We start from the raw sequence: 16,376 nt of genomic DNA on the forward strand, positions 1-16,376 counted from the left end.
GGTAGAGCCTTCTGGCATTCGGGTAAATAGACACCATAGAAGGAGGCGATGCGGATGAGGCGATACGGTGCGATGAGCAAGGCGGTACTAACGCTGCTGCTGGCGATCGGGCTGGCGGTGCCGGCGCCCGGCGGCGCGGGTATCGTATCGGCGGCAGGGTCCGCCGCGAATGCGGTCGTCGACGGCAAGCCCGTCGCCTTCGCGGAGGCGGCGCCGGTCATCCAGGCCGGGCGCATGCTCGTGCCCGCCCGCGCGCTGCTCGAAGCGATGGGCGCGCGCATGGCCTGGGACCCGGATGCGCGGATCGTGACCGCGACGCTGCAGGCTGCGCAGGGCGGCGGGACCGCGCTGCTGCTGAAGATCGGTTCGCCGTACGTGCAGCGCACGGTCACCGACGCGACCGGCAAGGCGTCCGTTTATGTCGTGAAGCTGGACGTCGCCGCGCAGCTTGCTGTCGGACAGCACGATGATCCCGCTGCGGGCGAGCGCGGAGCTGACCGGACATGCGCTCGAATGGCGGCAGGCGACGAAGACCGCCGTCATCTCGCAGCCCGACGCGGACGCAGCGCAGGAGATGACGTTTAAGCAGTACGCGCTCTCGGGCGAGCTGTTCAAGCTGTCGAACGAGGAGATCGAGGCGTTTTTCCGGACCAACGACCTCCGCGCGCGGCACGGCAAGACCAAGCCTTTCGCCCTCAGCGTGCCGCTGTCGCTCGTCGCGCGCCTGAAGTCCGCCGACATGGGCGAGCAGGGCTATTTCAGCCACGACTCGCCAACCTACGGCGATCCGTTCGAGATGATGCGGGATCAGGGGATCAAGTTCCGGTCGGCGGCGGAGAATATCGCGGCCGGGCAGGAGACGCCGGCCTCGGTCGTGGCCGCCTGGGAGAACAGCCCGGGTCATCTGAAGAACATGCTCGGCGACTACGAACAGATCGGCATCGGCTACGCGTACTACACGGATTCCGAGTATCGCAGCTATTGGACGCAGCAGTTTACCCGTCCGTGACGAACTAGAAAAAGGTGCAGCCTCTCCGATCGGTCGAGGGGCTGCGCCTTTTTTGTGTTTCCGCATGTTTATGGGGCGTCTTGGCCGGGCCGCCGTCGATGATACTGATACCATCCGCGCAAAACCGAGCGGCACTGCGCCGCGAGACGCAAGAAGACCGGTCCCCTTGCGGGCGCCGGCCTCTTCTTGCTTTTCCGATTATGAGATGACCGTGATCGTCGGAGCCGAGATCGTCGGCTGCGTCGTCATCGTCGAGGCGCCGTCGAAGCTGCTGACCTCGAGCAGAACGGGCGTACCTTCGGTCAGGTCCCCGGTCGCCAGCACCAAGCTGGCTGTGGTCAGCGTCGACAGTCCGCCTTGCTGCAGCGTGCCGTTGACATAGACGTTGTAATAGCCGTTGGCGGGGGGATCCGGCAGCGTGGTCACGGGGGCGTCGGCGTCGTCGAGAAAGCTGTCTGCCGGTATCGTGGTCACGCCGCCTACGATCATGGCAGCCGTCACCGCGGCGTAGTAGCGGTCCACCGTCGGGCTGACGGTCGTCGAGATGACGCCTCCGGTCGCTACGGGGTTGCTGGCGATCGCGACGATCACAGGTTTAATGACGGGCATATCACTCACCTCCTCCGGCCGAGAGGACTTCTTTCGTAGCCTCGGCCTTCTAACAGTACATGCATCGCGAGCGATTGCGGTACGGCGCTTCGACTGCGTCATCCGGCTCAAATTGCCGAAAAGGCGGCGCAAATCGCGGGCCTTCCGGCCAACGGCCCAAAGCGGATCGGCCGTCACGGCATATGATAGGCCAAAGGCAAGACGAGACCGCCGGCGTAAGCGAACGGGAAGCGGTATGCGGCAAACCGCACAAAAGGAGGATTCCGATGGGGATGTCCCTTATCGTTTGCAAGCAGGCTCGAAAGGCAGACGGCCGCGCATACCGGCGCAGGCGCCGAAGCCGCTCTCGCGGCGCGGCCGGCAGCGAAGGCGGCGATTCATCGCAGCCTTCCCGGAAAAAAGAAAAAAGCGGGAAGAGCGTCCGCAGAGCGGAACGTCTGGGAAGCCCGGAAAGCCCGGAAAGCTCGGAAAGCCCGGAAACCCCGGAAAGCCCGGAAAGCCCGGAAAGCCCGGAAAGCGCCCGGCTCGAACGCCGGGCGCGCGCAAGCGTAGCGGAGACGGTGCGCGGGGGATGCGAGTCGCTCCCCGATCGCCTGGCCATACAGGGCGCCTAAGCCGGCGCGGGCTGAAGCGCATTGCGGGGTCGAAAGGCCATCGGGGCGCTCAAGGGGGGGGCTTGGCCGTCAAGCGGGCCAGTTCTGGCCGATCCGGCAGATCCGCCCGCTCAGATAGATCCGCCCAAGCCGATAGACCCGTCCGATCCGGCAGATCCGCCCGCTCAAGTAGACCCGCCAGATCCAGTAGACCCGCCAGATCCGGACGACCCGCCGGCCCAGGCAATTCCGCCGGATCCGAGAGGTCTCGCGGGACCGGCGGGTCCCATGGGCCCCGCCGGACCTGCCGGCCCCGCAGGCGCTGCCGGTGCGAACGGTCAGCCCGGGATCGCGGGCCCGACCGGCACGAGCGGGCCTCCCGGCCCCGTCGGCCCTCCGGGTCCGCCCGGACCGATGGGCCCCCCCCGGACCGGCAGGGCCGCTACCCGCGGACATCGCCGTTTTGCCAAGCAACGCGCTGTATCTCGCTTTTCTGGAACAGACCGCGAGCGTCCCGGTCACGATCGGTGCCGGCCAATTCACGGTAAACGGCGTGCCCGCCGCTTCGTTCGAAGGGCTCGGTCCAAGCGCTTACTCGATGCTGTATTTGAATGGCGTGCCCCAAGAACAGAACATCTACACGTTGACGCCTACGTCCGTGACGATCGATCCCGACGGTGCGACGCTTTTCGCAGGAACGCCGATCATGGTGCAGATCGTCAGCCTTAGCGTCGAGATCACAGGCAGCTAGGCAGTTGGGGGGGCCGCACGAATTCGTTTCCAACCGAGATTACCGGTCCGCCCGCCGCCGCAGCCGCGCAAGTTTGGTCCCAACCGAGACTATCGGTCCGCCCCGCCGCCGCAGCCGCGCAAGTTTGGTCCCAACCGAGACTATCGGTCCGCCCCGACGCCGCTGCCGCGCAAGTTTGGTCCCAACCGAGACTATCGGTTCGCCCCGACGCCGCTGCCGAGCAAGTTTGATCCTGACCGAGACTACCGGTCCGTCCCGCCGCCGCCGCCGCGCAAGTTTGGTCCCAACCGAGACTATCGGTTCGCCCCGCCGCCGCAGCCGCGCAAGTTTGGTCCTGACCGAGACTATCGGTCCGCCCTGCCGCCGCTACCGCGCAAGTTTGGTCCCAACCGAGACTATCGGTTCGCCCCGCCGCCGCTGCCGCGCAAGTTTGGTCCCAACCGAGACTATCGGTTCGCCCCGACGCCGTCCCAGACCGAATCGTCCAGCTCCAGCAGCACGGGGCAATGATCGCTGCCCATGACGGCGCAGTCGGTCGACGCTTCCCGCACGAAGGGGGCGAGCCGCGCGGATACGAGGAAGTAGTCGATGCGCCATCCGACGTTGCGCGCGCGGACGCCGGGCATGTAGGACCACCAGGAGTACACGTCGGTCCGGTCCGGGTACAGGTGGCGGAACGTATCGACGAACCCCGCGCCCAGCAGCTCGCTCATTTTGGCGCGCTCCTCGTCCGTGAAGCCCGCGTTGCCGCGGTTCGGCTTCGGATTTTTCAGATCGATCTCTTCGTGCGCGACGTTCAGATCGCCGCAGACGACGACGGGCTTGATCGCATCGAGCTCGGTCAGATATCGGCGGAAACGATCCTCCCACGCCAGCCGCAGATCAAGACGCGACAAGTCCCGCCGCGCGTTCGGCGTATAGACGTTGACCAGATAGAACCCCTCGAACTCCAGGGTCAGAATGCGGCCTTCCTCCTCGGCGTCCTCCTCGATCCCGTACCGCACCGACAACGGCTTGCGCTTCGTGAACACCGCGGTGCCGGAGTAGCCTTTTTGCTTCGCGTAATTCCAATACTGACCGTACCGCTCTCCATGATCCACGCTGAGCTGGCCCTCCTGAAGCTTCGTTTCCTGCACGCAGAACAGATCCGCGTCCAATGCGTCGAAGTATTCGCCGAACCCTTTATTCATCGCTGCCCGCAGCCCGTTCACGTTCCATGACGCCAGTTTCATCGTATGGTCTCCTTCGTCGATCGTCGCTTTTCTACAATTCTACCTGCTGCCGCCGACCCGTGTCGAATGGAAGAATGCTGCGTGTGATAAATGTCACATACATCCCCGCAGTAACGGTGTATATAAGAAAAAGTTACCTAAATTTGCCGGTGTCTGTCGGTTCGGATCACACGGCTGTCGACGCCCGCGGGAGGTTCGTCATGAAGTTCGATATCAGGCGAGAGGATGGCACGGTCGAGGTGGTGCTGTCGGGCAGGATCGGCGTAGCCGAAGCGGTCGAGCTCCGGCACAGGCTGTTCCCTGAGTTAACGGCGGGCGTTCCGGGCGTCTCGCTCCGAATGGACGAGGTCACGGACCTGGACAGCTCGGGACTCGGCCTGCTGCTGGCTTTGAGGAACCTGTGCGCGGACATCGGAGCGACGTTCGAGATCAGGAACGCTGGCGCCTGGCTGGAGCCGAAGCTCGACGCAATCGGGCTGCTCTCGCATTAGACGACAGGGGCATGAGGCATCAGGGAGGCATGGGCATGAGCGGATTTTTGGCATCGGCGGGCAACATGAAGCATGACAAGACGTTATGGACCCTCTATGCCCGAATTTACCGCGATTCGCAGGAAGCGATCATGATCACGGACAGACACGCCCGTATTATACAAGTGAATCCGTCCTTTTCCAGAATTACGGGCTACGACGAAGGCGAGGTCGTCGGGCTTACGCCCAGCGTGCTGAAGTCCGACTGTCAGCCGCCTGAATTTTACGCGCGGATGTGGGCGGCTATTCACCTCGAAGGCAAGTGGAAGGGCGAGATCTGGAACCGGCGCAAAAACGGCGAGGTTTACCCGCAATGGCTGTCGATCTCCGCGGTTAAGGACGAGGCCGGACAGCTGCAAAACTATATGGCGATGTTCCTCGATCTCACCGAATACAAAAATGCCGCTTCCAAGCTCAGACTGCACGCGCAGGTGTTCAGCCATGCCGGAGAAGGCATCATGATCACGGATGCGGGGCTCAGGATCTTGTCCGTCAACAAGGCGTTCACCGCGGTGACCGGCTATACGGAAGAAGAAGCTTGCGGGCATACGCCCGCCCTGCTCCGGTCCGGCAGGCACGGACGGGACTTTTACGACCGGATGTGGGCGAGCCTCCGCGGCACCGGCAGATGGCAAGGGGGAGATCTGGAACCGACGGAAGGGTGGCGAACTGTATCCCGAGTTCCTCTCCATCACGACGCTGCGCGACGAGCATGGCGAGGTCACGAACTACATTGGCATGTTCAAGGACATCACCGAGCGCAAGCAGTCGGAGGACAAGCTGAAGTATCTCGCCCACTACGATTCGTTGACCGGACTGCCCAACCGGACGCTGCTGCAGGAGATGCTCCAGGACGTCATGGAGGGCTGCCGCAGAAAGGGAGAGCGGCTGGGCGTGCTGTTCATCGACCTGGACCGGTTCAAGTCCGTCAACGATTCGCTCGGCCACGACGCGGGAGACAAGGTGCTGCGGCAGATGGGAGAACGCCTGAAGCGGGCCGTCCGCGCGGAAGACGTCGTATCGAGGCTCGGCGGCGACGAATTCATCGTCGTCCTGCGGCGCCTGAAGCGTGCGGAAGAAGCGATGGAAACGTCGCGGCGGATCGCGGAGCTAATGGAGCGTCCGTTCGAAGGGGCGGACAACGAGATTTACATGACGGCCAGCATCGGCATCAGCCTGTACCCGGATCACGGCAAGGATCTGGAATCGCTCATGCGGCATGCGGACCTGGCCATGTACGAGGCCAAGTCGCTCGGCACGGGGCCGCAGGTGTTCAACGAGGGGATCAGCGGCGCTTTTTTTGCGCAAGCTTCGGCTGGAGCGGGAGCTTCGGTTCGCGGCCGAACGCGGGGAGCTCCGGCTCGTCTACCAGCCGCAGATCGGGTTGGCGAGCGGCATGCTGGAGGGCATGGAGTCGCTGCTCAGATGGCGGCATCCCGAGCTGGGCGCGATCCCGCCTTCAGAGTTCATCCCGATCGCGGAGGAGACGGGACTGATCCGGGAGATCGGAGGCTGGGCGCTCGGGGAGGCATGCAGGCAGCTCGGCGAATGGGACCGGCAATCGCGGGCGGTGCCGGCGGTCGCCGTGAATCTGTCCGGCAGGCAATTCATGGCGCCGGATCTGGCGGAGTCGATCCGCGGCATCGTGCGGGAGGCGGGCTGCGATCCGCGCCAGATCGTGCTCGAGATCACGGAAAGCTTCGGCATCGTCGACATGGAGCCTGTCATCGCCGTCCTGCGCGAGCTGAGGGCGGCGGGCTTCCGAATTGCGATCGACGACTTCGGCAAAGGCTACTCGGCGCTGGGGTATTTGAAGCAGCTGCCGATCGATATTTTAAAGATCGACAAGAGCTTCCTGACCGAGCTGACCACAGATCCGAAAAGCGAGGCGCTCACGCGCGCGATCATCCAAATGGCGCAGGGCATGGAACTCCGCGTCATCGCGGAGGGCGTGGAGACGCCCGCGCAGATGGACCGCCTGCGGGAGCTGCGCTGCGACATCGCGCAGGGCTACTACATCGACCGGCCGATGCCTGCGGCGGAGCTGGAGGCCGGCTACCTGACGCCTGGGAGGTAAAAATGGGCGGCCGACGCGACGGTCATAAGCGAGTGTAGCGAAGCGGCAGCGAAGGGCGGTGTCGTTTGTGCAAACTTGGAGACTGACGCCCTGAACGCTCTTCTTCAGTTAGGCAGAAATTCATCACGACCGTCGGGCTGCATAAGCCGGCGGATTTTTTTTATGTTCTATCGGACGCTTCGCCTACCTCGGTAGAAATTCTCGAGCAGGAACAAACCGCGCCAGATGTCTCGCCTACCTCGGAAGGAAGTCTTGATCGGGAACAAACCGCGACCTGCGTCCTAGGCTTGCAGGACTGAACCGCGCGACTGTCGAATTAAGCGTTACCACCACCAGGAGAAGGCGAGATGCTGCTATGAAGTCCACGCTGGGCGAGTTCGTGCGCGAGGCGTTGTCGGGCAATCGGATCGAGGAGGCTGTTATCAAGCTGGAGAACGAAGCGCTGCTGCGCCGGAGCATAGATCCGGCTATACTGGCCGCGCTGCCGGCGTCGCGGCTTGCCGCTTCACCGTTGCTGCTTAAGGCCCGCGCGGAAAGTTTGCTGCCGCAGGGCGATCTCGCTGCTGCGGGGGATGCGTTGACGGCTTCGGTAGCGGGTCTTGCCGCAGGCACGCTACGCGAGCCCCTGATCTCCGCGTTGTCGCTGCTGGCGATCGTTCACGTACGGACCGGACAGCGGCACGAAGCGGAGACGATTTTGCGTTTCCTGCTGGACGAGCGGGAGCACGAAGGCGAGCGGATGCCGGGTGAGTCGGCCTGGGCGCTGGCGCTCGGTCTCCCGCTGCTCGGGCCCGAGTATGCCGGAGACGTTGAGGAGCAGATGCGCGAATATCGCGCTGCTGCGACCGCCTTTGATCGGGACGGCAAAGGCGAACGCGCGGCCCTCGCGCTGCTTGAGGCCTTGACGCGGCATGCCGCCGCGATCGGCGACGCCGACTGGTTCGCGCTGCGTCTGTCGCTAGGGCAGCGCGCATCCATGGGCCGCATCGATGATCGGCTTCTGCTTTACGCCGATGCGCTGCGCGCCGAGCGGCGGCAGGAGCTTGCGACCGCTGACGCTTGCCTGGCTCGCTGCCTCGGAGAAGGTACCGATACGGAGCAGGAAGCGTCCCAGGGCATGCCGTATCCTTACGATCGGTTTGCGCGGCTGTTCGACGTGCGCATCGAGTCCGTCTTGCGCGGCGATACCCCGGCGCTCACAGGCAAACTGGACGCGCTGGCAGCGTTCGCCCTGGACCGTACGGCGGACGTCGAGCTGCGGCTGGCCTGGGCGATCGCGCGAACGTTTGCGGCGGCTGCCCGGCACGATGCGGCCGATGCCGAAGCGAGCTTCGCCGAAGCCCGCGTAGTCGCGGGCTTCATGCCGATTCCAGGCGCGGATGCGATGCTAGAAGGCGCTGCCCGTCAGCTTGCCGCTCTGGCCGAGCGTCCTGCGCTGGAGCGGGAGGACGTTGGGACCAGCGTTCAATCGAAGGCTCATGCGTTGGCAGGAGTGCCAGGCGAATCTTCATCCTCCCAAGCTCAAGCTCAAGATCCAGCCTCCTCGGCCCAAATGCCGGTTCTATCCATAGCCTCGGACCTGGCCCAAGCCCCTGCCCGGTCCGCAGCGCCGCCCGGGCGGCTGCAGCCTTCCTCGCGTTCGTCCGGCTGGCACGTCCGGCTGTTCGGCGGGCTGCTGTTCACGCGAGAGGACGGCGCGACGGTCGGCGACATCCGCTGGAAGCGCAGCAAGACCAAGGAACTGCTCCTCTACCTGCTGCTTCAGCCGGAGCGGGCGGCGGTCCGCGAGCGGCTCGTCGAGGACCTGTTCCCCGATGCCGCGGCGGACAAATCGGATAACCGCTTTTACGTCGCATCCCATCAGCTCAAGCAGATCATCGCCGAGCGGCTGGGCGAGCCGAACGGAATCGCGGTTCGGGAAGGCCTTGTGAGGCTAAAGGAAGGACTCGTCGCGGAGACCGACGCCGAACGGTACGACATGCTGATGCGAGTCGCCGCGCAGCTGTGGCCGGCCGACCGGGAGCAAGCGCTGGCGCTCTATGGGCAAGCCGTCCCGCTCTACGGCGCCTTGGCGCCGGAGCTGCAGTACGTCGATTGGCTGGACCGGCTTCGGGAGACGCAGCTGGAGCGGCAGGGGGGAAGGCCTGCGCCGGCTGGGGGGAAGCCGCGGCAGCGACAGGGAACGAAGAGGTAGCGGAGAGCTACCTGCGGGAGCGGGTGCGTCTTCAGCCGCTGCTGGAGGAAGCATACCAGAGTCTGATCGCGCTGCTCGGCCGACTCGGCAGACGCGCCGAGGCGGAGGAGCTTTACAGGCAGCTGGAGCGACGGCTGGCGAGCGAGCTCGGCATCCGCCCCTTGGACGAGACACTGCGGCTGCTCGGGAGGTGAAACGTTTGCCGATAAAGCCCTGGTCGCCGATCATGCTGCGCTTTCTGGCGCTGTTCGCGTCCGGCGCGGCGCTGGTGCTATGCTGGTCGTTCCTCGAGAGCTACTTCATCAAGCGGCTGACGCTCGCCTTTCAGATGAAGATTGCGATTCCGCTGACGTCGCTCATCCTGCTTATCCTCATCGCCATGCTCGGCCTCCACGTCTGGCTGCGGCTGAACGGGGCCGCGCGAATCAGCGCATCGGATCCGCTGGCGAGCAGCGAGCCCGCGGCCGGCCGAAGTCTGTTGCGCCTGCCTTGGGAATTGTTCGTCTGGACGGTGTGCTACGCCGTCTTCGCCATACCGGCCTATCATATCGTGCATTACGCGCTCGACGGCCACTCGCTGCTGAACGTAGGGGCGTCGTATTGGCAAAATTTCATCCGCAGCTTCATGTACGAGCTTTGCGTCGGCACGAGTGCGGCGATCCTGTATTACTCCGTGGGCCGCAGACTGATCCGGCCGGCGCTGGCCGGGATGACGCATGCACAAGGCGCCGGCATCGGCCGTCGGAGCTTCCTGACGATGTTGACGACGACGTTCGGCGCGCTGCTGATGATCAACATGCTGTCCGTGCTATGGTACGTGTGGGTGGCCGACGCCAAAAACGAGCCGTTCCGCTGGCCCGTGCTACTGTCGCTCGTCGGATTGGAATGGGGTTTCGCGGGCGCCGTCCTCGGTTTGCTCGCGTCGGGCTTCCGGCGGGAGCTGCAGCTGCTGGCCGGCGGCTTGCGCGAGCTGCTGCGGGGCGATCACGGTCCCTCGCAGCCGAAAATGCCCGTGCTGGCGGCAGACGAGATCGGCCAACTGGCCGTCGCGTTTAACCGGCTGCACGATCGACTTGGGCGGGATTACGACGCCGTGGTCAGGGAGCTGCGGCTCGCCCGCGGCCTGCAGCTCAGCCTGCAGCCGCCTTCGCGCCAGCGCTTCGGAGCCATCGCGCTGGCGGTGCTGAACGAGACGCGCGCCGAGGTCGGCAGCGGCTTCTGCGACGCGGTGCCGCTGGCCGGCGGCGGGTTGGCGGCGCTCGTCGGCGACGTCGCGGGCGAAGGGCTGCCGGCGGCGCTGCGGATGTCGGCGGCGATGCTGCTGCTCCGGGCGGAGCTGGAGGGACAAGACGAGCCGGCGGCTTCGCGCGAATCGGCGCCCGAGACGGCGCTGGCGCGATTCGCAAGCCAGTTGAAGGAGATCTTTCCGGAGGAGGCCGAGCTCTCCGCGGCCGTCGCGTTCATAGATGCGGCGGGCGGCTCCATCGCGATCGGCATGCAAGGCGGCATGCGAGGCTGGTTGCAGCGCGGCGGCGAGGGGCGGTCGCTGAAGAGCGGTGACAGCTGGCGTCTTCGGCAGGGCGATCGCGTCTGTTTGTATTCGGAGGCGGCGGCCGAAGCGGCGATCATCGCAGCGTCCGGCGAAACGGCAAACAGCAAAGCGGCGACTGTCAAGTCGGCAACCGACGAAGCGGACGCGGCTCCAGAGGCCTTGCTGTACGAAACGGCGGGCCGCACGTTTGCCGGCCTCGATCCGGACGAGCCGCTAGACGGCCAACTCGCGGAAGGGCTGCTGCGCATGCGCTCGGCGGCTTCGACGAAGTCGCGGGGCGATGCGAACGCGCTGCTGCTCGTCGTGAGGGAGGAGGGGGGAACGATGAGGAAACGTCCTGCGCCGACCTTCATTTTGTCGCTCATGACCGCCTACCTGGGTCTGCTGGCCGCTTCCGCCGGCCTTCTTCTGCTCTACCTTCGCGTCTGGCACATACCGGGCGATCCCGCAGGCCTGGCGCGGCTGTTCGCGTTCGCGGCCGCCGCGGCCCTGGCCGCGCTCGCCGCCTTCCGGATCCTCGCCGTCCGATTCCGGCGCCGCCTACGCGCGATGATCGACGGCATGTACGGCATGCTGGAGGGTGAGGACGATCCGCGTCTGGGGCGCGTCGAGGCGACGGCCGAAGACGAGCTCGGCCAGCTCGGACGGGCCTTCAACGAGCTGCAGGCTTACGCCTCGCGCCGATACGAGGATGCCGCCCGCGAGCTGCGTCTGTCCGACAGTCTCCAGCGGGGGCTGCTGCCCGGCGGAGAGCGGGAAGCCGCAGGTTGCCGCATCGCGGCCGTATGCAGGCAGACCCGCGACGTCGGAGGGGATCTGTACGACATCTCGCCGCTCGGCGACGGGAGAGCGGCCATCCTCGTCGCGGACGTCGCGGGCAAGGGCATGCAGGCGGCGCTGCTGATGTCCGCGACGATGGCGCTGTTTCGGCGCGAGATCAAGCTCGGGGGGGACGGCCGCGGATACGTTGACGCGGCTGAACCGGTCGCTGGCCGGAGCGCTTCAGGGTCAAACGTACGTGACGGCGGGGCTTGCGATGATCGACGCCCGGGCCGGCGTCATCGATTATGCGAGCGCGGGGCATATGCCTCCGTATCTGCTAAACGAGGATCGGCTCGAAGAGGTTGAGGTGTCCTCGCTGCCGCTCGGCGTATCCGCTGCGGTCGTTTACCGCGAGCGCCGCGTTTCTTTTCCGGCCGGCGCCCGGTTCGTCATGTATACGGACGGCATGGTCGAATGCGCGGGCGCGGACGGGGAGATGCTGGGCTTCGATCGCTTCGAGAAGCTCCTTATGACCATGGATGTCCGCCTGGAGCCGGGAGAACAAATGAAGGCGCTTATGGAACGGGTTGACGCCGCAGCCGTCTCGTCCGAGGAAGCTGACGACCGGACGATCGTGCTGATCGAACGATCGCGCCGCGCAGCGGGCGATTTGTAAGTCATTTGTAAGGAACGGGGTGATAGGGTGGGTGCAAACGGCGCGGGCCCCGCGGGGGCGGCCGACGGAGGAGAGAGCCGAATGGGCGATGCAGAGCTGCTTCGCGAATGGATTGTGCCTAGCGAGCTCGGCCAAGAGGCGGAGTTGCTGCGGGAATTGTCCGAGACGCTGGGCCGGGACGACCGGCTGCGGATCCGCCGCGAGGAGATCGTCACGGCGGTCGCGGAGGCGTGCCTGAACGCCATCGAGCACGGCAACGGCTGCGACCGCGAGCTGCCCGTCACGGTGACGATGTGGGCGCGCCGGGGCGGCTGCGTATTTCGCGTCGCGGATTGCGGCGCGGGCACCATTCTGGCAACCGGGGAGCCTCCCCTTCAAGCCGCGGACAAACTCGATTGGGAGCAGCCGCGCGGCTGGGGGCTCCGGTTCATGCGCGAATACGCGGACGAGCTGCGGGCGTACCGGCTCGAGAACGGCTTTTGCGTCGAGCTGGCGTTCGCCGGCCGGGGCGGAGAGGAGGAGTCGACGTGAACGAAGAGCTGACGATCGCGGAGCGCCGGTTCGGAACCGGGCTCATCCTCGATTTGGCGGGCAATCTGACGCGGCAATCGGAGGAGGCGCTGCTCGGCCGCAGACGATGGGACGAAGGGCTGGCGGAAGGGCGCAACCTGGTGTTGAACTTCGGCGGCGTGCGCATCGTGAACAGCGCGGGCATTGCGCTGCTGATCCGCCTTGCGCACGCCGGGCAGAAGGCGGGCTTTCGAATCTACGGCATCGGCGTGAGCGGGCATTATCAAAAAAATGTTCCGGCTGATCGGCCTGACGGAATTCATCCTGCTCTATCCCGACGAATATTCGCTCATGCTGCGCCTTTCCGAAGACGAGAGAGGCGGTTTGTAAAAAAGTTTGTAAGTCCCGCCCCCGTATAATGCCGGTATTACCTAGGCGTTATGATGGAGGGAAGCGCGTTGAGAAAAAGTAGAATGAGGCTGACGCCTTTATTGGTAGTCGCGGGGTTGGCAACGAGCTTGCTGACGCCGGCCTCGTACGGCCATACCGTCGCCGCGGAGACCGAGCCGTACTGGACGATGCAAGAGCAGGTGCACCGCGCCCTGGACGGGGAGCTCGCATACGGCAGCATGCTGGAGAGCGTGGATATCACGCCGGACGGCAGGTATGTCGTATTTGAGTCTGCGGCGCAAGCCATGTACGCGGACGAAGCAGGAGAGCCCGACTATACCTCCCATGTTTACGTGCATGATCGGCTGCTCGGCCGGACCTCGATGATCGATACCGAAGCGGACGGCACGCCGGCGAACGCGAGCAGCCGTAAGCCTGCGATCAGCGACGACGGGAGCCGGATCGTATTCCAGTCCCAGGCGACCAATCTGACGGACGACCCGTCGATCCGCAGCCTCTCGCCCCAGGACGTGGATAATTTCGACCGGATCTACGTCTACAGCAGAACCTCGGGGGGCCTACGACCGGAGCGCGGACGCCGTCGATTTGGCGAGCGTCGATCCCGCCGGCGATCCGGCCGACGCCGGCAGCTACAATCCCGACATTAGCGGGGACGGCGGCACGATCGTCTACGAATCGTCGGCCGATAACCTGGCAGAGCCCGCAGAGGCATTTGCGTTTTATTCGATATATGCCTACAAGCGCGAAGGAGAAGAGATCGACGTCAAGCGGATCAGCGATCCGGAAGCGGGAAGCGCGTACACGCCGGCCGTCAATCGCACAGGGGACGCGGTCGCCTACACGGTCGAAGCGTACCGCGAGCACCCCGAGGATACGTCGCTCTCCCGTTTCCTCCCGGATTTTTATTTGTACGCGGCCGGCGCGGGACAAGGCGGCGGGGATACGCGCACGCTGCTGAACGCGGAGCCTGACTGGGGCTGGGATTCGGGCGTTTATCCGGCGCCTGCGATCAGCGCGGACGGCACGCGGGTCGTTTTCGCGTCGTCGGCGGACCAACTGGGGGACGGCGCGGCAGGCGTCAAGTCCAACGTCTATCTGTTCGACGCGACCCGTGCCGAACAAGACGCGCTTCAGTTGGTCAGCCGCGGCGCCGGCGGCGCTTCGAACGGCGACAGCTACGAGCCGGACATCAGTCCGGACGGGAGGCATGTCGGCTTCGTGTCCGATGCCTCGAACCTGAGAGCGGGTTTGGTTAAAAAGTTTACGTACAATCCGGCCGTGCTTTATTACGCGGATGTCGAAACGGGCGGCCTGACGAATCTCGGCGGCCTTCAGAGCGCCGCTTACGGCCGGCACCCCGCCTTGTCGAACGGCGGCTTCGCCTATACGGAAACGTCCGCGGTCGCGGTGGCGCTGAGTCCGTCGGATGCGCCGGCCTGGCCGGCCGGCAAGTCGCTGAACGCGTCGGAGACGGCCGGAGGCCTTGTACTGAACTGGAGCGGCGCGACTCCTGCCGGCGCGGTGCGCTACAAGATCTATCAGATCCAGGCGAACCCGCTGCTCGGCTCCTACTATACGATCGAATCGCTGATCGGCAGCACGGCGGATACGACCTATACCGTCGCGCAGCTGCCCGCCGACAAGACCAAGCTTTCGTATCGGGTCGAAGCCGTGAACGGCGCGTACCAGACCAGCGCGAACGGCCCGGCGTACGAATACGGCATCGACGCGGGCGAAGACGTATCCCCGCCTTCCTGGCCGTCCGGCGCGGCAGGCGAACAGACCGCCCGCACGGCGAACGGCGTCACGTTGGCCTGGCCGGCCGCCGCGGACAACCGCGCGGTAACCGGCTATCGCGTCTACGCGTCCGAACCCGGCGCGCCTGGCGCCGTCTACGCGGAGACCGCCGCGACGACCTACGCCGCCGATGGTCTGACACCGGACACAGACTACGTCTATTACGTCACGGCCGTCGATGCCGCCGGCAACGAGAGCGCCGCGCTGCCGCCGATCCCGGCCAGAACCGCCGCTTCCGGCGATCCCGCGGGCGGCGAGCTGTCGGCAGCCGCGCAGCAGGACGGCAACGTGGTACTGACTTGGCAGGCCGGCGGCTCGGCGGAGCGGTACGCGGTGCTCGACGAGACGGACGGATCCGCGCCGCGCGCGATCGGCGAGACCGACGGCGACACGACTTCGTTTACCGTTCGGGGGGCTGAAGCCCGCCACGATATACAAATTCCGGGTCGTGGGTTATGTCGGCGCCGACGTCGCGTACGAGACGCTCCCGCGCACCGTGACGACGCCGGCCCGCGCGGCCGCCTACGTCTCGATGAGACGCACGGGCGTCTATGGCGGCGCGGTCCCGATCGGCGATACCGAGACGATCCGTCTGTCCGGCCAACCGGGCCTTGCAAGCGTGGCGACAGTCACCTATGCCACATGGGAAGCCGCGGACGGCTCGGGAACGTATCTGGGCACGCCGCGCGAAGCGACCATGAATATCCCGCTGACCGAGAGCGCGGACCAGCCGGGCTTGTATCTCGGCGCCTTCACCTTCTCGGAAGGCATCGAGCGGCTGACGAAGGTGGAGGCCCGCCAGACGTACGGGGACGGCTCGCAGACGCCGGCCGCGACGGCCTACGGGCTGCCGGTCCTCAGCCAGGCCGCGCTCGCGCTTACCGTCGATTCGACGCTGAACCTGTCGGGCTACAAGGTCAACGTCGCCGGCGCGGGCGGGAGCTTCGCGCAGATGAAGGCGATCGCCGGCGAAGCGAATCCGGCGGTGCTGACGTTCGACAGGCTGAAGGGCGGGCAGCCGTATAATATCCGGCTGCTCGATCCCGAGGACCGTCTCGTTCAGGAGGTAGCGGGCATCGGCGCGCGCGCAGGTCTCGTCGCCAAGCAGAGGATCACCGTCGATCCGCCTCGCCGGCTGAAGCTTCGACTGCAGGATGCCAATGGACCGCTGGCCAATTTGCGAGTCAAGCTGACGGCTGCATCAGGCTTGACGGCATGGGATGATACGGATCAAAAGGGCGAGACGACGTTCATGAGCTGGCCATCCGGCAGCAGCCCGATTCGCGTGACGCCGGAGGCGCCGGCCGGACGGTACCGAACGGACAACGTCCCGAGCGTCGAGCTCGCGGGAAGCGAGACCGTGCGGACGATCAAGCTCGAACCTATGCCTGAAGGCACCGTGCAGGGCCGGGTGACCCGGACGAACGGCAAGCCTGCGGAAAATGTCAACGTCCGGCTGGCGATCGAATTTCCCGAGGGGCAAGCGAGCTATTCGGCCGTCACGGACGCGAACGGCGCTTACAGGCTGAAGACGCCTGCGGCGTCCGGCGTGCTGACGTTCACGGGCGAAGGGGATCTGTCCGCGCGGCAGAACGTCACGGTGAAGGAAGGCGACACGGTCGTGATCGACCGTACGCTCGACGTGCCGCCCATCCAGAAGATCAAGATTAATC

The 16,376-nt window shown here is 65.5% G+C and carries 15 protein-coding genes and 4 pseudogenes; 16 read left to right on the forward strand and 3 right to left on the reverse strand.

The features are described 5' to 3' along the window. Positions 1 to 54: 54 nt before the first annotated feature. Both OMP40_RS08055 and OMP40_RS08060 read left to right on the forward strand, forming a co-directional pair. Positions 55 to 585, forward strand: coding sequence for a copper amine oxidase N-terminal domain-containing protein (locus OMP40_RS08055; RefSeq protein ID WP_277530574.1), 531 nt, complete (start codon positions 55 to 57; stop codon positions 583 to 585). Then, positions 575 to 1,009, forward strand: coding sequence for a CAP domain-containing protein (locus tag OMP40_RS08060; RefSeq protein ID WP_420871952.1), 435 nt, complete (start codon positions 575 to 577; stop codon positions 1,007 to 1,009). The genes OMP40_RS08055 and OMP40_RS08060 overlap by 11 nt, the downstream gene beginning before the upstream one ends. Before the next feature lie 198 nt (positions 1,010 to 1,207). Here OMP40_RS08060 and OMP40_RS08065 read toward each other — a convergent pair whose 3' ends face one another. Together OMP40_RS08065 and OMP40_RS08070 are read right to left on the reverse strand one after the other, a co-directional pair. Then, positions 1,208 to 1,618: a DUF4183 domain-containing protein gene (locus OMP40_RS08065; RefSeq protein WP_277530576.1), complete on the reverse strand. Its 411-nt coding sequence runs from the start codon at positions 1,616 to 1,618 to the stop codon at positions 1,208 to 1,210. Positions 1,619 to 2,281: 663 nt separating this feature from the next. Continuing rightward, entirely contained in the window at positions 2,282 to 2,458 is a 177-nt protein-coding gene (locus OMP40_RS08070) for a hypothetical protein (protein ID WP_277530577.1), read from the reverse strand. A gap of 216 nt (positions 2,459 to 2,674) precedes the next feature. On the opposite strand from OMP40_RS08070, the gene OMP40_RS08075 reads away from it, so the two are divergent. After that, a complete protein-coding gene (locus OMP40_RS08075) occupies positions 2,675 to 2,962 on the forward strand; it encodes a DUF4183 domain-containing protein (RefSeq protein ID WP_277530580.1) in 288 nt (95 codons plus the stop codon). A gap of 446 nt (positions 2,963 to 3,408) precedes the next feature. On the opposite strand, the gene OMP40_RS08080 is transcribed toward OMP40_RS08075, so the two are convergent. Then, entirely contained in the window at positions 3,409 to 4,194 is a 786-nt protein-coding gene (locus OMP40_RS08080; protein WP_277530582.1) for an exodeoxyribonuclease III, read from the reverse strand. A gap of 200 nt (positions 4,195 to 4,394) precedes the next feature. Between OMP40_RS08080 and OMP40_RS08085 the strand changes: the two genes are divergently transcribed. The 13 genes and pseudogenes from OMP40_RS08085 to OMP40_RS08140 all read left to right on the forward strand — a co-directional run. Continuing rightward, positions 4,395 to 4,685 carry an STAS domain-containing protein gene (locus OMP40_RS08085; protein ID WP_277530584.1) on the forward strand — a complete coding sequence of 97 codons (291 nt, stop codon included), beginning with the start codon at positions 4,395 to 4,397 and terminating at the stop codon, positions 4,683 to 4,685. 65 nt (positions 4,686 to 4,750) lie between these two features. Then, a pseudogene (locus OMP40_RS41325) lies at positions 4,751 to 5,443 on the forward strand (PAS domain-containing protein); the annotation flags it as partial. Then, positions 5,415 to 5,927: pseudogene (locus OMP40_RS41330) on the forward strand (diguanylate cyclase domain-containing protein); the annotation flags it as partial. The pseudogenes OMP40_RS41325 and OMP40_RS41330, both read left to right, overlap by 29 nt. Positions 5,928 to 5,943: 16 nt before the next feature. Further along, positions 5,944 to 6,801, forward strand: coding sequence for a putative bifunctional diguanylate cyclase/phosphodiesterase (locus OMP40_RS08095; RefSeq protein WP_420871908.1), 858 nt, complete (start codon positions 5,944 to 5,946; stop codon positions 6,799 to 6,801). A gap of 355 nt (positions 6,802 to 7,156) precedes the next feature. After that, a complete protein-coding gene (locus tag OMP40_RS08100; RefSeq protein ID WP_277530588.1) occupies positions 7,157 to 8,995 on the forward strand; it encodes a hypothetical protein in 1,839 nt (612 codons plus the stop codon). Next, positions 8,896 to 9,189 (forward strand): BTAD domain-containing putative transcriptional regulator, encoded by a 294-nt coding sequence (locus tag OMP40_RS08105; protein WP_277530589.1) that lies wholly within the window; start codon positions 8,896 to 8,898, stop codon positions 9,187 to 9,189. The genes OMP40_RS08100 and OMP40_RS08105 overlap by 100 nt, the downstream gene beginning before the upstream one ends. Positions 9,190 to 9,791: 602 nt before the next feature. Next, positions 9,792 to 11,201 (forward strand): annotated as a pseudogene (locus tag OMP40_RS08110) (PP2C family protein-serine/threonine phosphatase); the annotation flags it as partial. Positions 11,202 to 11,514: 313 nt separating this feature from the next. Next, positions 11,515 to 11,985 (forward strand): PP2C family protein-serine/threonine phosphatase, encoded by a 471-nt coding sequence (locus tag OMP40_RS08115; RefSeq protein WP_277530591.1) that lies wholly within the window; start codon positions 11,515 to 11,517, stop codon positions 11,983 to 11,985. 81 nt (positions 11,986 to 12,066) lie between these two features. Then, a complete protein-coding gene (locus tag OMP40_RS08120) occupies positions 12,067 to 12,516 on the forward strand; it encodes an ATP-binding protein (RefSeq protein WP_277530593.1) in 450 nt (149 codons plus the stop codon). Further along, entirely contained in the window at positions 12,513 to 12,914 is a 402-nt protein-coding gene (locus OMP40_RS08125; RefSeq protein ID WP_277530595.1) for an STAS domain-containing protein, read from the forward strand. The genes OMP40_RS08120 and OMP40_RS08125 overlap by 4 nt, the downstream gene beginning before the upstream one ends. Before the next feature lie 39 nt (positions 12,915 to 12,953). Continuing rightward, a complete protein-coding gene (locus tag OMP40_RS08130; protein ID WP_277530596.1) occupies positions 12,954 to 13,553 on the forward strand; it encodes a TolB-like translocation protein in 600 nt (199 codons plus the stop codon). Further along, complete coding sequence (locus OMP40_RS08135) at positions 13,492 to 15,729, forward strand: fibronectin type III domain-containing protein (protein ID WP_277530598.1); 2,238 nt, start codon at positions 13,492 to 13,494, stop codon at positions 15,727 to 15,729. Before OMP40_RS08130 ends, OMP40_RS08135 begins: the two co-directional genes overlap by 62 nt. Before the next feature lie 358 nt (positions 15,730 to 16,087). Next, positions 16,088 to 16,330, forward strand: a pseudogene (locus OMP40_RS08140) (carboxypeptidase-like regulatory domain-containing protein); the annotation flags it as partial. Between the last annotated feature and the right edge of the window lie 46 nt (positions 16,331 to 16,376).

The organism is Cohnella rhizosphaerae (assembly GCF_029525575.1).
In the GTDB taxonomy this organism is placed as follows: Bacteria; Bacillota; Bacilli; order Paenibacillales; family Paenibacillaceae; genus Cohnella; species Cohnella rhizosphaerae.